Here is a 13,041-nt window from a genome sequence, read left to right on the forward strand (position 1 = left end):
GCCGAACGGGGATGGGGAGGTCCCGCCGATGTCCAACGCACAGGTCAAGTCCGCGATGCGGGCTTTCGAGATCCTCGAACATTTCCGCCTGACCCAGCAGCCCCGCACCATGTCCGAACTCTCGGTCGATCTGGGCTATCCGCTGTCCTCGACCACGGTGCTGCTGAAGACGCTCGTGAACCTCGGCTACCTCAACTATGACCGCGGCAAGCGGGTCTATTTCCCGACGACCAAGGTCACCGGGCTGGGCGATTGGGTGCCGCGCGCGCTGTTCGGGTCGGGGCATGTCATCGACGCGATGAACGACGTGCATGCGATGACCAGCGAAGGGATCTTTGTCGGCACCCGCAACGACGTCTACCTGCAATACCTGAAGACCAAGCAATCCCTGCACGCGCTGCGCTTCTTCATCGACGAGGGGACGGTGCGGCCGATCACCCGCTCGGCGGCGGGCTGGGTGCTGATGTCGACCATGAGCGACGACAAGATCGAGAACATGGTCCGCCGCGCCAATATCGCCACGCAGAACCCGGCCGAGCGGGTGCTGGTGCCCGAGATCTTCCAGCGCGTGGCCGAGATTCGCGCCCGTGGCTATGGCTGGGCCGAGGATGTGCCCTTTGCGGGCGGCGCCACCATCGCCGTGCTGATGCCGGGCACGATCCTGGGCAGTCCGGTGACGCTGGCGCTGGGCGGCGTCACCGACCGGATCAAGAAGAACTTCGACAAGTACTTGGGCGCGCTGCGTCTTGCGGCGCGTTCGGTCCCCGCTGAGCCCGATTTCGACACGCCGATCCATATCGAGCTGTGATGCCCGGTTTTTCACGGATGTGAATGTCAGCGACCGATATGCTGTAATCGTTGATCGCCGGACCAAGACGGCGTTTCATCCCCCCAGATCGGGCGGCGAGGAGGCCGCCCCTGGCGCCGACCCGCCCAGCCGGGTGCCGCGCGCCATCGTTCAAAGGGAGGATCGACATGGGTCGAGCGCAAACGGTCGCCTCGGGGGCCGAACGGATTGACATGGTCATCGTCGGCGCGGGCTTCGGCGGCATGTATGCCACCTACAAGTTCCGCGAGATGGGCCTGAACATCGTCAGCATCGAGGAAGGCGGCGACGTCGGCGGTGTCTGGTACTGGAACCGCTACCCGGGCGCGCGCTGCGACCTGCTGTCGGTCGATTACAGCTATGGCTTCTCGGAAGAGGTGCAGCAGGAATGGACCTGGTCCGAGCAATTCGCGGCCCAGCCCGAGATCCTGGCCTATGCCAATTTCGTCGCCGACCGGCTGAAGCTGCGGCCGCATTACCGCTTCAACACCCGCGTGGACAGCGCGAAATGGGACGATGCCCGCCAGCTCTGGGTGGTGCGGACGAATGACGGCAAGGTGCTGGAAGCGACCTATTGCGTCATGTCGACGGGTCCGCTGTCCAAGCCGACCGATCCCGACATCCCGGGGCTGAACAACTTCAACGGCCTGACCCTGCGCGCCGCCCGCTGGCCGCATGAGGAGCCCGATCTGAAAGGCAAGCGCATCGGCGTGCTGGGCACCGGCTCGTCGGGGATGCAGATCATCCAGACGCTGGGCCGCACCGATTGCGAGCTCTTCGTCTTCCAGCGCACGCCCAGCTTCACCCTGCCGATGCGCAACCGCAAGGTCACCGACCGCGATGTTGCGGAACTGAAGGCCAATTACGCCTCGATCCGCGCCGCCTGCCGGCTGAACCCCACCGGCGGCGCGCGCCCCGTTTCGACCCGGCCCTTCTTCTCGATCCCCGCCGACCACCGGCAGGAGCTGATGGAACAGGCCTGGCAGCACGGCGGGCATACCTTCCTCGGCATCTTCTCGGATCTGATGGTCAATCAGGCGGCCAACGATCAGGTGGCCGATTTCGTCCGCGACCGCATCCATGACACGGTGATCGACAAGGCCGTGGCCGAGAAGCTGAAGCCCCGCGGCTATCCGATCTTTGCCCGCCGTCCCTGCCTCGATACCGGCTATTACGAGACCTACAACCGACCGAACGTGCATCTGGTCGACTGCCTGGAAGACCCGATCGTCGAGATCACCGAAAAGGGCATCCGCACCCAATCGGGTGAGCATGAGCTGGACGTGCTGATACTCGCCACCGGCTATGATGCGCTGACCGGCGCGCTCTTGGCTTTCGAGATCACCGGCAAGGACGGCGTCGCGCTGAAGGACAAGTGGGAAGGCGGGCCGCGATCCCTTTTCGGGATCATGATGGCGGGTTTCCCCAACATGTTCATGACCACGGGGCCGAATGGCCCGGCGGCGCTGGCCAATATCTTCACCATTTCCGAGAACGACGTCGATTTCATCGCCAACGTGATCGGCCATATGCAGAAGACCGGGCAGGGCGCGGTCGAGGCCTCGGCCCGGGCCGAGGATGCCTGGATGGACCAGATCCAGACGCTGGCCAGCCGCTCGCTGATGCTGAAGGCAAAGACCTGGTGGACCGGCTCGAACGTGAAGGGCAAGCCACAGGGCATGTCCATGTTCACCGGCGGTTTCCACAAGTACCGCGAGGCCTGCGAGGCTGCGGTAGCCAATGGCTACCGTGACCTCAGCTTCGAGCCCGCGCACGAAACCGAAGCCGTCGTAGGCTGAGGCCTTTCCCCCCGATGTCGCCTTCACCGGCCGCGCCTGACGCGGCCGGGCACTCCCCGTCACCCCGGAGGTATCCCATGCTGGGTCTCATGCAGGATCGGCCGCTGCTGATCTCGTCCCTTCTCACCCATGCCGAACGCTACCATCCGCGCAGCGAGATCGTGTCGGTCACCTGCGAGGGGCCGGTCGTGCGCACCGACTGGGCGGGCATCGCCGCGCGGGCCCGGAAGGCCGCGCAGGCCCTGCGGCGCCTGGGGGTGAAGCCCGGCGACCGGGTGGCGACGCTGGCCTGGAACACCCACCGGCATCTGGAACTCTATTACGCCGCTGCCGGGATCGGCGCCGTGCTGCACACGGTCAATCCCCGGCTCTTCCCCGAGCAGATCGAGTATATCCTGAACCACGGCGCCGCCGAGGTGCTGCTGCTGGACACGCCCTTCCTGCCCGTGGTGGACGGGCTGGCGGGCAAGCTGGATCACGTCCGGCACCGCGTCCTGCTGACCGATCCCGAGCATATGCCCGAGGGCCGCGCGGATCTGGCCTGCTACGAGGATCTGCTGGCCGCCGAGGATGGCGTGCTGGACTGGCCGGTCTTCGATGAAAAGCAGGCCTCGGGCCTCTGCTATACCTCCGGCACCACGGGCAACCCGAAGGGCGTGCTCTATTCCCACCGCTCGACGGTGCTGCATGCGTTTCTGTGCTGTCAGGTCGACGGCCTGCACCTGTCGCGGGCCGATTCGACGCTGCTGGCGGTGCCGCTTTTCCATGTGAACGCCTGGGGCATTCCCTATGCCTCGGCGCTTTGCGGGGCGAAGCTGGTGCTGCCGGGGCCGAAGCTGGACGGCCAGGCGCTGTATGAGCTGTCGCGGGCCGAGGGCTGCACCTTCTCGCTGGGCGTGCCGACCGTCTGGATCGGGCTGTTCAAATACCTCGACGAGGCCGGGCTGAAGACCGAAGACCTGCCGTTCGAGCGGGTGCTGATGGGCGGCTCGGCCGCGCCGCGGGCGCTGCTGGAACGCTTCCACGCCGCCGAGATCCACGCCTTTCAGGCCTGGGGCATGTCGGAGACCAGCCCCGTCGCCACCGTCGCCACCCTGCTGCCGCATCACCGGGATCTGCCGAAGGCGCGCCAGATCGACGTGCTGGCCCGGCAGGGGCGGGCGATGTTCGGCGTCGAGCTGCGGATCGTCGGCGAGGATGGCACGGAGCTGCCGCAGGACGGCAGCGCCTCGGGCGAGCTGATGGTGCGGGGGCCCTGGGTGACCTCGGGCTATTACGGCGGGGTCGGCGGGCAGGTCGTCGATGCGGAGGGCTGGTTCGCGACCGGCGACGTGGCGAAGATCGACAGCGAAGGTTTCGTCACCCTGACGGATCGGTCCAAGGATGTGATCAAGTCGGGCGGCGAATGGATCAGCTCCATCGAGCTGGAAAACGCAGCAATAGGCCATCCGGCGGTCGAGGCCGCGGCAGTGGTGGGCGTCACGCACGAGCGCTGGCAAGAACGCCCCCTGATGCTGGTGGTGAGGAAGCCGGGCGCGGTGGTCGAGCCGGGCGCGATCCTTGATTTCCTGGGCGACAAGGTGGTGCGCTGGTGGCTGCCGGATGACGTGGTCTTCGTCGACCACCTGCCGCTGACGGCGACCGGCAAGCTGGACAAGAAGGTCCTGCGCGAGGCGTGGAAGGATCACCTGGTCAAAGCCGAGATTCCAGCGCGGTAAACGGGCAGACATCCGCTTCGAACGGAACGCGGCGGCGCCGGAACGGCGGTCCGGGGGCAATCTCGGGCCGCGCGATCCTGTCCATGCGGAAATGGCGGAAATCGCCCCGCTCGCGGTCCCAGCCGACCAGATACCACAGGGGCGGCAGGATCAGCATCGCCTGCGGCTCGGCCATCCGCCGGGTCACGCGGCCTTTCGCATCGCGATAGTCGAAGGTCAGCGGCTGGCGGTCCAGAAACGCCGTCTCGAAACAGGGCAGCAGGGCCGGGTCCATGGCGCCCCGGTCGGACAGGTCCTGCAACGGTGACAGCCGGCCGACATGCAGCCCCTCCAGAAGCGCGCGCAGGTCGCGGAGCTGGTCGGGCGAGAGGCTCTTCTCGATCTTGGCAAGGCCCGAGTCGGCGAGATCCGCAAAGGGCACGTCCCGCGCGATCTGCATGGCCGAGACGGTGACGATCAGCGCGAAGACCTCGCTGACCGACAGGCGCGGGCCGGAGCGCGCGGCCTGCGGATCGAGCAGCAACCCGCCGCCCGGGCCGGGCTCGGAATGGATCAGGTAGCCCTCGTCTCGCAGGCAAGACAGGTCGCGCAGCACCGTCCGCCGCGATGTGCCGACCTCGCGGGCCAGCGTCTCGACGGTGGTGAGTCCGTTGCGGCGGAGGTGGCGGATCAGCTGGTCCTGGCGGCTGCGCGTGGTCATGGGCCGAGGGTAGCATGGTTGGTGACATTTTGTGTCACCAATTCTGGCTATCCCCTGTCAGGCACTCAACACACAGGAGAAAGTCGCCATGACCGCCAGCACCCTGCCCCAGATCGTCAATCCCGGCCCGCTGCCCGATCCCAGCCCGAACGGCTACAGCACGGCGGTGATCGCCCCGGCGGCGCGGCTTGCGTTCGTCTCGGGGCAGGGCGGGCAGGATCACACGGGCGCGCTGTCGCCCGATTTCGCCACGCAGGTCCGGCAGGCCTATGCCAACCTCGGCGCGGTGCTGGAAGGGCTGGGGGCCGGGCCCGAGCGGGTGGTGAAGCTGACCACCTATGTCGTGGATCACGATCCGTCCAAGCTGGGCCCGCTGACCGAGGCGGTGATGGCCCTGTTCGGGGACCGGCTGCCCGCGCAGACTCTGGTGGGGGTCGCGGCCCTCGCCCTCCCGCCGATGCTGTTCGAGGTCGAGGCCGTCGTCGCGCTGGACTGAGCGCAAGACAAAGGGGCGGGATTGACCCGCCCCTCGCTGTTCTTTGGCCGATGGTCAGGCTTTCGCCGAGCGGCGCCTGATGAAAGCCTGCAACTCGCCGACCAACCCCCGGCGGAAGAACAGGATCACCACCAGGAACACCGTGCCCTGGATGATCAGCGCCCATTCGCCGAATTGGGCGAGGTGGTCGTTCAGCATGACGATCAGCGCGGCGCCGACCATGGGTCCGGCCATGGTGCCAAGCCCCCCCAGCAGCGCCATGAAGATGATCGTGCCCGAGACATGGAACGACAGGTCATGCAGCGTGGCGATCTGATAGACCGAGGCCTTCATCGCCCCCGCCAGCCCGGCAAGCCCGGCCGAGAGGGTCAGGGCCACGATCTTGAACCGCTCGGGCACGAAGCCCAGCGATTCCACCCGGCCCTCGTTGTCGCGGATGGCGCGCAGCACCTCGCCGAAGGGGGAATGCACGATGCGGTAGAAGAACCAGATCGCCGCCACCGAAATGGCTAGGATCAGGTAATAGAGCGACAGGTTCGACGACACGTCGATCATCCCGAAGAGGGCCGAGCGCGGGATGCGTTGCAGCCCGTCCTCGCCATGGGTGAAGGGCGCGCGCAAAAGCAGGAAATAGACGAATTGCGAGATGGCCAGCGTGATCATCGCGAACTGGATCCCGCCCCGGCGGGCCGAGATCAGGCCGACGACCCAGCCCAGCGCCGCCATGGCGAGCGTCGTCGCCGCGAAGGCCAGCTCGATGGTGAGCCCGCCCTCCTTCATCAGCCAGCCGCCGATATAGGCCCCGGTGCCGAAGAACATCGCGTGCCCGAAGCACAGGAGCCCGGCGTAGCCCAGCAGCAGGTTGAAGCTGGAGGCGAAGACCATGAAGCACAGGATGGTCATCAGAAGGATCGGATAGACGAAGAACGGCGCGGCAAGGGCCACCACGGCCAGCGCGGCCAGAAGCAGATAGCGGGTCATCGGGAGGACTCCGGCGAAGAGAACAGGCCATTGGGCCGCAGGATCAGCGCGATGATCATGATGACGAAGATCGCGAGGTTCGAGGCTTCGGGGTAGAAGACCTTGGTCAGGCCCTCGACAATGCCGATCAGATAGCCGGTCAGGATCGCCCCCAGGATCGAGCCCATGCCGCCAATCACCACCACGGCGAAGATGACGATCATCAGGTTCGAGCCCATCGAGGGCGAGACCTGATAGATCGGCGCGGCCAAGACGCCGCCCAGACCCGCCAGTCCCACGCCGAAGGCATAGGTCAGGCTCATCATCCGCGGGACGTTGATGCCGAAGCTTTCGACAATCTCGGGCCGTTCATTGGCCGCGCGCAGATAGGCGCCGAGCTTGGTCTTCTCGATCAGGAGCCAGGTGGCGATGCAGACGGCCAGCGAGAAGATCACCACCCAACCCCGGTAGTAGGGCAGGAACATGAAGCCGAGGTTCACGCCGCCCGGCAGGGGCGAGGCGTAGGGCAGCCCGGTCGAACCGAATTCGAGCCGCATCAGCCCCTCGATGATCAGCACCGCCGCGAAGGTGGCCAGCAGGCTGTAGAGGTGGTCGAGGTGTCTCAGTGGTTTGAGGATGGTCTGCTCCATCAATAGGCCGAAGGCCCCCACCACCACTGGCGCAATGAACAGCGCGCCCCAATAGGGGATGCCCAGATGGTTCAGCAGCAGGAGGGCGACGAAAGCCCCCAGCATGTATTGCGCGCCATGGGCGAAGTTCACGACATGGATCAGGCCGAAGATGATGGCGAGGCCGAGGCTGAGCATGGCATAGAACGACCCGTTGATCAGGCCGATCAGCAATTGCCCCAGCAGCAGTTGCATCGAGATGTGGTCGAACATGGCTCAGACCCCCAGGTATGTCTTGACCCGGGCCATATCGGCCTCGAGCTCGGAATTGGTCAGCGTGTCGACCACTTTGCCGTTTTCGACGACCACATGGCGGTCGGCGACCTTGCGGGCGAAGGACAGGTTCTGTTCGACCAGCAGGATGGTGAAACCCTGTGATTTCAGCCGCTTGATCTGCTCGCCGATCTCCTTGACCACGACGGGTGCCAGCCCTTCGCTGGGTTCGTCCAGCAACAGGAACCGCGCGCCGGTGCGCAGGATGCGGGCGATGGCCAGCATCTGCTGTTCGCCGCCCGACAGCTTGGTGCCCTGGCTTTTCAGGCGCCGCTGCAAGTTCGGGAATTGGCGAAGAAGGTCGTCATCGGCGACGCCGCCCGCCTTCAGCACTGGCGGCAGGGTCAGGTTCTCGGCCACGTTGAGGGACGAGAAGATGGCCCGTTCCTCGGGGCAATAGGCGATGCCGGTGCGGGCGATCTGGAAGGTCCGCTTGCCGATCAGTTCCTGCCCGTCGAAACGGATGGAGCCGGTGCGCTTGCCGACGATGCCCATGATCGAGCGCAGCGTGGTCGATTTGCCCGCGCCGTTGCGGCCGATCAGCGTGACCAGCTCGCCCGGCTGCACGTCGAAGTTCATGCCGTGCAGGGCTTTGGACTCGCCGTACCAGGCTTCCAGATTCTGGACCTTGAGCAGGGACTCAGTCATCGACGCCTCCCATATAGGCGGTGATCACCTCGGGATCGGTCGAGACCTCGGCATAGGTGCCCTCGGTCAGGACCTCGCCATGCTGCAAGACGGTGATCCGTTCGCAGAGGCTGGAAACCACCGACAGGTTGTGTTCGACGATCAGGATCGTCCGCCCGGCCGAGACCTTGCGGATCAGGTCGGTGATCGGCTCCACATCCTCGTGCCCCATCCCGGCGGTGGGCTCGTCAAGCAGCATCACCTTGGGGTCGAGCGCGAGGGTCGTCGCAATCTCCAGCGCGCGTTTCTTGCCGTAGCTGAGTTCGGTCGCGGGGGTATCCTCGCGACCGGCAAGCCCCACCTGCGCCAGCAGGTCGCGGGCGCGGTCGTTCAGCGGTTCCACGGCCTTCAGCGAGCGCCAGAACTGGAACGCCGTGCCGTTGTTCGATTGCAGCGCGACGCGGACGTTTTCCAGACAGGTCAGATGCGGGAAGGTGGCCGAGATCTGGAAGCTGCGCACGAGGCCCAGCTTCGCCACCTGCGCCGAACGCAGGCGGGTGATGTCCTGACCGTCCAACAGCACCTGACCCGCGGTCGGGGTCAGGGTCTTGGTCAGCAGGTTGAAGCAGGTGGTCTTGCCCGCGCCATTGGGGCCGATCAGCGCATGGATCGACCCGCGCCTGACCTTCAGGTTCACGTCCTTGACCGCATGGAAGCCGCCGAAGGTCTTGGTCAGCCCCCGCGCTTCGAGTGCATATTCGCTCATCGCCGTCACCGTGAGGGCAGGCCGAGAACGGCCTTGGCAAGGATGTTGCGCTGGATCTCGTTCGAGCCGCCGAAGATCGCCGGCGCCCGGGCGTCGAGGAACAGGTTCATCGCATCGACATGGCCGCCGTCGCCGAGCGGCAGGTCGTCGTAAAACCGCGCTTCCTCACCGGCGACAGCCAGCGTTTCCTCGGTGATGCGCTGATAGAGTTCGGTGCAGAAGAGTTTCAGGACCGAGACATCGGCGCCCAGCGTGCCGCCTTCGCGCAGCACCTTGGCGAAGCGCTCGAAGGCCGAGCCGAGGTCGTAGAGGTCGAGCCTGAGCTTCGCATACCGCGAGCGGAAGGCGGGATCGTCGAAGGCGCCGCGGTCTTCGGCCAGCATCTCCAGCCGGGTCAGCGCGTATTCGGGGCGCGAGGGGGCGCCGAGGAAGATGCGCTCGTGCCCCAGCACGGCCTTGGCCAAGGCCCAGCCCGCATTGACCTCGCCCACGACGTTCTTGGCCGGGACGCGGACGTTGTCGAAGAAGACCTCGCAGAAATCGGCCTCCTCGCGCAGGTTGGGGATGGTGCGGACGACGACCCCGGGCGAGGTGAGGTCCACCAACAGCACGGTGATGCCGTTCTGCGGCTTGGCGGCCTCCTTGTCGGTGCGGGCCAAGAGCAGGATCCAGTTGGCGCAATGCGCCAGCGTGGTCCAGATCTTCTGCCCGTTGATGACGAATTCGTCGCCATCCCGCACGGCCGAGGTCCGCAGCGAGGCCAGATCCGAGCCCGCGTTGGGTTCGGAATAGCCCTGGCACCAGACATGCTCGCCCGACAGGATGCGGGGCAGGAAGAACTCCTTCTGCTCGTCCGTGCCGAATTCGATCAGCAGCGGCCCGGTCAGGCCGATCCCGTGGTCGGGAATACGCGGGCAGCCCAGTCGGGCCCATTCCTCGACATAGACGATGTGCTTGGCGGCATTGAGGCCCATGCCGCCGTGTTCCTGCGGCCAGACCGGCGAGAGCCAGCCCTTGCGGGCCAGCGCGTGATACCATTCCGCCACCTCGTCGAAGACGGGGCGCTGCTTGCGCATGAAGCGCAGATGGGCGGGGCAGTTCTGATCGACCCAGTCGCGGAAGATCGCCCGGAAGTCGTCATCCGTCAGCGCGTTCCAGTCCTGTTGCTCGGGCACGGCCTTCGTCAGCATCACAGACCATCCCCGAAGACGGCTGGGCGCTTCTCCATGAAGGCGCGCATGGCTTCCTTGCTGTCGGGATGGCGGGTCATCTCGACGGTGAGGTTCTGCTCGAAACGGTAGCCGTCCTTCAGGCCCATCGTCTCGACCGTGTTGAGGGCGCGCTTGGCCAGACGGATCGCGGCCGGGCTTTTCGAGGCGATGTTGCGGGCGATTTCCATCGCCGTGTCCATCAGCTCTTCGGGCTCGACGCAGGCCTCGATCAGGCCGCGGCGGTAGAGTTCCGCGGCCGGTACGCGCCAGCCGGTCAGCACCATGCGGCGGGTCAGCGACATGGGGAAGACCCGCATCGTGTGGCGCACGCCGCCCATCAGGCCGATGTCGATCTCGGGCAGGCCGAAGACGGCGTTCGTGGAGGCCACGATCATGTCAGAACAGATCGCCAGCCCCATGCCCGCGCCCAAGGCCGGGCCGTTCACCGCGGCGATGACGGGCACGTTCATCTCCATGATGACGAAGCCCACCTCGCGCGCGCGGCGCAGGTGACGATAGGTGTCGCCCGGCACGCCGTCGGCAACCTTGGCGCGCGACTTGATGTCGGCCCCGGCCGAGAAGCACTTGCCCGCGCCGGTCAGCACGATGCAGCGCACGCCGGGGATTTCGTTCAATTCGTCGAAGACCTCGATCAGTTCCTCCATGAAGCCGCGCGACTGGGCGTTCACGGGCGGCGCGTCCATGGTGATGACGGCAACGTGGTCGGTGATCTCGGTCTTGATCAGCTCGTTTCGCATGGAATGTCCTTTCAGGCAGCGCGTTCGGCGGCGAGGAACGCCAGCCGCAGCTCTTCGGGTTGGCCCAGCGTCGCGTTCAGGGCGATCGCGCGCTTGAGGTAGAGGCCGATGTCGCATTGGTCGGTGAAGCCCATGGCGCCATGCAGCTGGATCGCCTTGCGGGTGATCGAGGTGGCGCTGTCGCCCGCGCGCGCCTTGGCGGCGAGCACGGCCTGCGCGACCTCTCCCTCGGGCGCGGTGGCGGCGTTGGTGCAGGCGGAGCAGGCGAATTCCGCCTCGGCCCACATGTCCACCAGCCGGTGCTGGATCGCCTGGAAACTGGCGATGGTCTTGCCGAATTGCACCCGGTTCGAGGTGTACTCGACCGTGATCTCCAGCGCCCGGGCGCCGATGCCCGCCAATTCCGCGGCAAGTGCCATGCGGGTCGTGGTGATGGCGGTCCCGAGCGCGGTTTCCAGCGCCGCGCCGCGGGCCAGGACCGGCCCCGCGGGCACGTCATGCAGCGAGACGGTTGCCAGCGTCGCGCCGTCGATGCCCGGGCGGGTGACGACGCGCAGGCCGGGCGCCCCGGCGGGCAGGTGGATCAGCACGGGCGTGTCGGCGTCATTTGCCAGCACCAGGAAGCCGGTGGCCGAACTGGCGCCCGCCACCAGATGCGCGGTGCCGTTCAGCAGGTCGTCGGTCAGCGCCAGCGGCGCCGTGCGGCCGCGGGCATCCTGCCAGAGGACCGGCAGGATCGCCTCGCCCCGGCCCAGCCCGGCGCCGAGTTCACGCAGGCCCTCGTCGGGCGGCAGCGCGGCCAGCAGGGCGCCGGGGAAGACGGCGAGCGTGGCGAAGGGCTCGGTGATCAGCGACCGGCCCAGCGCCTCGGCGGCGACGGTCAGTTCGGGGCGACCCAGCGCCAGCCCGCCCATATCCTCGGGCAGGGGTAGGGCCAGAAAGCCCGCCTCGGCCAGCGCCGTCCAGACCTGCGGGTCCAGATCGGCTCCGGCGGCGCGGCGGCGGCGGAAGGTGGCGGGGCCATCGGCCTCGGCCGCCAGCGCAGCGAGGCTGTCACGCAGCATGGCCAGCGTGGCGTCGGGGTCGTCGAGTTGGATGAGGGGCATGGTGCCTCCGGCAGTTGCATCAACGGCGCGGCAGGCTCCCGGCAGGGTCGGCGCAATAGGCGACCCTCGTCGCCCGAAGGCGAACGGTTTCGCTGTCTGGATTGGCCTCCCCCGCGGGACCCTGGTCCACGCGCTCCGGCTACAGGAGGCGGGTTCGGGGGCTTTTTGTCAAAACCTATCGCATGCTGGGAAGGCAGTTTCACAAGTGTGAAATGACCGGGGTGAGGGGAGGCCGGGCACGCCCGCTGCGGGTGGCGGGAAGGGGCGGCGCAGATCGGTGTCAGCCTGCGCCCGGTTGGGCGGGGATGGGGCATGTCGGCCGGGCGTCGGGGAGGAGACCCCGGCCTTGGCGCTTCGGTCAGCCGACGCGTGCGCGGCGCGGACCGCTAGGCCGTGTCGCCGGGATCGCGGAACCCGTCGGCGTCAGCCTCCAGGATCGGGGTGCGGAACACGCCGCGGATGCGGTTGGCGCCGGGGATCTGCTGCTGCCAGCGGGTGCCCTGTTCCATGGCCACGGCGATGCCGACCGGCTCGATCCCGGCCTTCTCCAGCAATCGCAGGACCGCGGCCAGCGAACTGCCTGAACTCACCACGTCATCGACCAGCAGCACGCGCTTGCCGCTCAGCAGCGGCAGCATCCGGGGATCGAGGTAGATGTCCTTGCCGCCGCCCGGCGTGGTGATCGACTTCAGCGGCTCGGACAGCGCCGGGTCGTACCAGAACTTGCGCGAGGTCCCCAGCGCCACGACGCGGCTGTGCCCCAGCCGCCGCGCCACGCCCTCGGCCAGGGGCAGGCCCAGCGTCGGGACGCCGATCACCACCTCGGGCCGGGCCTCGTGCCAGAGGGACACCATGCCGTCGGCCAGCGCGTCCAGCACCGCGAACGAGGCCTGATTGACGATCAGCGAGGCCACCGCCTGCCCGCCGTCGCCCGGCAGGACGCGGATCGGCAGCAGGATCTGGCGGCCATCGGGCAGGGTGGCGGGATAGAAGCCGCGATGGGTGACACCCGCCACGGGAAAGCTGCCGGGGGCGAAGAGCGTCTGCCAGAAATCGTGCGGTTCAAGGATCATGGGGCTCTCTGGCAATCGGCGGAGGGATCGGTCAAGGTG

At 67.1% G+C, this 13,041-nt stretch carries 13 protein-coding genes; 4 read left to right on the plus strand and 9 right to left on the minus strand.

The window, feature by feature from the left end:
* The first annotated feature begins 28 nt into the window (after window positions 1-28).
* From VDQ18_RS02975 to VDQ18_RS02985, 3 genes are all read left to right on the plus strand, one after another.
* A complete protein-coding gene (locus VDQ18_RS02975) occupies window positions 29-808 on the plus strand; it encodes an IclR family transcriptional regulator (RefSeq protein ID WP_107753888.1) in 780 nt (259 codons plus the stop codon).
* A gap of 167 nt (window positions 809-975) precedes the next feature.
* The gene (locus VDQ18_RS02980) at window positions 976-2,625 is read left to right on the plus strand and encodes an NAD(P)/FAD-dependent oxidoreductase (RefSeq protein WP_323019527.1); all 1,650 of its coding nucleotides are present in this window, start codon (window positions 976-978) and stop codon (window positions 2,623-2,625) included.
* Window positions 2,626-2,702: 77 nt separating this feature from the next.
* Window positions 2,703-4,343: a long-chain fatty acid--CoA ligase gene (locus VDQ18_RS02985; RefSeq protein ID WP_323019528.1), complete on the plus strand. Its 1,641-nt coding sequence runs from the start codon at window positions 2,703-2,705 to the stop codon at window positions 4,341-4,343.
* On the opposite strand, the gene VDQ18_RS02990 is transcribed toward VDQ18_RS02985, so the two are convergent.
* Complete coding sequence (locus VDQ18_RS02990) at window positions 4,318-5,043, minus strand: helix-turn-helix transcriptional regulator (protein ID WP_323019529.1); 726 nt, start codon at window positions 5,041-5,043, stop codon at window positions 4,318-4,320. The two genes, VDQ18_RS02985 and VDQ18_RS02990, sit on opposite strands and share 26 nt — an antisense overlap.
* Before the next feature lie 88 nt (window positions 5,044-5,131).
* On the opposite strand from VDQ18_RS02990, the gene VDQ18_RS02995 reads away from it, so the two are divergent.
* The gene (locus VDQ18_RS02995; protein ID WP_323019530.1) at window positions 5,132-5,539 is read left to right on the plus strand and encodes a RidA family protein; all 408 of its coding nucleotides are present in this window, start codon (window positions 5,132-5,134) and stop codon (window positions 5,537-5,539) included.
* 54 nt (window positions 5,540-5,593) lie between these two features.
* Here VDQ18_RS02995 and VDQ18_RS03000 read toward each other — a convergent pair whose 3' ends face one another.
* The 8 genes from VDQ18_RS03000 to VDQ18_RS03035 all read right to left on the minus strand — a co-directional run bounded on the left by VDQ18_RS03000 (window position 5,594) and on the right by VDQ18_RS03035 (window position 13,002).
* Window positions 5,594-6,520: a branched-chain amino acid ABC transporter permease gene (locus VDQ18_RS03000; protein ID WP_323019531.1), complete on the minus strand. Its 927-nt coding sequence runs from the start codon at window positions 6,518-6,520 to the stop codon at window positions 5,594-5,596.
* Window positions 6,517-7,401 carry a branched-chain amino acid ABC transporter permease gene (locus VDQ18_RS03005; RefSeq protein WP_323019532.1) on the minus strand — a complete coding sequence of 295 codons (885 nt, stop codon included), beginning with the start codon at window positions 7,399-7,401 and terminating at the stop codon, window positions 6,517-6,519. The genes VDQ18_RS03000 and VDQ18_RS03005 overlap by 4 nt, the downstream gene beginning before the upstream one ends.
* Before the next feature lie 3 nt (window positions 7,402-7,404).
* The gene (locus VDQ18_RS03010; protein ID WP_323019533.1) at window positions 7,405-8,109 is read right to left on the minus strand and encodes an ABC transporter ATP-binding protein; all 705 of its coding nucleotides are present in this window, start codon (window positions 8,107-8,109) and stop codon (window positions 7,405-7,407) included.
* Window positions 8,102-8,854, minus strand: coding sequence for an ABC transporter ATP-binding protein (locus VDQ18_RS03015; protein ID WP_323019534.1), 753 nt, complete (start codon window positions 8,852-8,854; stop codon window positions 8,102-8,104). Before VDQ18_RS03015 ends, VDQ18_RS03010 begins: the two co-directional genes overlap by 8 nt.
* A 5-nt stretch (window positions 8,855-8,859) precedes the next feature.
* Window positions 8,860-10,044: an acyl-CoA dehydrogenase family protein gene (locus VDQ18_RS03020; RefSeq protein WP_323019535.1), complete on the minus strand. Its 1,185-nt coding sequence runs from the start codon at window positions 10,042-10,044 to the stop codon at window positions 8,860-8,862.
* Complete coding sequence (locus tag VDQ18_RS03025) at window positions 10,044-10,823, minus strand: enoyl-CoA hydratase/isomerase family protein (RefSeq protein ID WP_323019536.1); 780 nt, start codon at window positions 10,821-10,823, stop codon at window positions 10,044-10,046. Before VDQ18_RS03025 ends, VDQ18_RS03020 begins: the two co-directional genes overlap by 1 nt.
* Window positions 10,824-10,834: 11 nt before the next feature.
* Window positions 10,835-11,929, minus strand: coding sequence for an acyl-CoA dehydrogenase family protein (locus tag VDQ18_RS03030; protein ID WP_323019537.1), 1,095 nt, complete (start codon window positions 11,927-11,929; stop codon window positions 10,835-10,837).
* A gap of 386 nt (window positions 11,930-12,315) precedes the next feature.
* A complete protein-coding gene (locus tag VDQ18_RS03035) occupies window positions 12,316-13,002 on the minus strand; it encodes a phosphoribosyltransferase (protein WP_323019538.1) in 687 nt (228 codons plus the stop codon).
* Window positions 13,003-13,041: the final 39 nt, after the last annotated feature.

The organism is Pararhodobacter sp. (assembly GCF_034676075.1).
Lineage (GTDB): Bacteria > Pseudomonadota > Alphaproteobacteria > Rhodobacterales > Rhodobacteraceae > Pararhodobacter.

Coding starts and splice junctions, on each gene's coding strand:
- VDQ18_RS03015 (WP_323019534.1), bottom strand. CDS start 8,854: ATGAGCGAATATGCACTCGAAGCGCGGGGGCTGACCAAGACCTTCGGC.
- VDQ18_RS03005 (WP_323019532.1), bottom strand. CDS start 7,401: ATGTTCGACCACATCTCGATGCAACTGCTGCTGGGGCAATTGCTGATC.
- VDQ18_RS02975 (WP_107753888.1), top strand. CDS start 29: ATGTCCAACGCACAGGTCAAGTCCGCGATGCGGGCTTTCGAGATCCTC.
- VDQ18_RS02990 (WP_323019529.1), bottom strand. CDS start 5,043: ATGACCACGCGCAGCCGCCAGGACCAGCTGATCCGCCACCTCCGCCGC.
- VDQ18_RS02980 (WP_323019527.1), top strand. CDS start 976: ATGGGTCGAGCGCAAACGGTCGCCTCGGGGGCCGAACGGATTGACATG.
- VDQ18_RS03035 (WP_323019538.1), bottom strand. CDS start 13,002: ATGATCCTTGAACCGCACGATTTCTGGCAGACGCTCTTCGCCCCCGGC.
- VDQ18_RS02985 (WP_323019528.1), top strand. CDS start 2,703: ATGCTGGGTCTCATGCAGGATCGGCCGCTGCTGATCTCGTCCCTTCTC.
- VDQ18_RS03000 (WP_323019531.1), bottom strand. CDS start 6,520: ATGACCCGCTATCTGCTTCTGGCCGCGCTGGCCGTGGTGGCCCTTGCC.
- VDQ18_RS03020 (WP_323019535.1), bottom strand. CDS start 10,044: ATGCTGACGAAGGCCGTGCCCGAGCAACAGGACTGGAACGCGCTGACG.
- VDQ18_RS03010 (WP_323019533.1), bottom strand. CDS start 8,109: ATGACTGAGTCCCTGCTCAAGGTCCAGAATCTGGAAGCCTGGTACGGC.
- VDQ18_RS03025 (WP_323019536.1), bottom strand. CDS start 10,823: ATGCGAAACGAGCTGATCAAGACCGAGATCACCGACCACGTTGCCGTC.
- VDQ18_RS03030 (WP_323019537.1), bottom strand. CDS start 11,929: ATGCCCCTCATCCAACTCGACGACCCCGACGCCACGCTGGCCATGCTG.
- VDQ18_RS02995 (WP_323019530.1), top strand. CDS start 5,132: ATGACCGCCAGCACCCTGCCCCAGATCGTCAATCCCGGCCCGCTGCCC.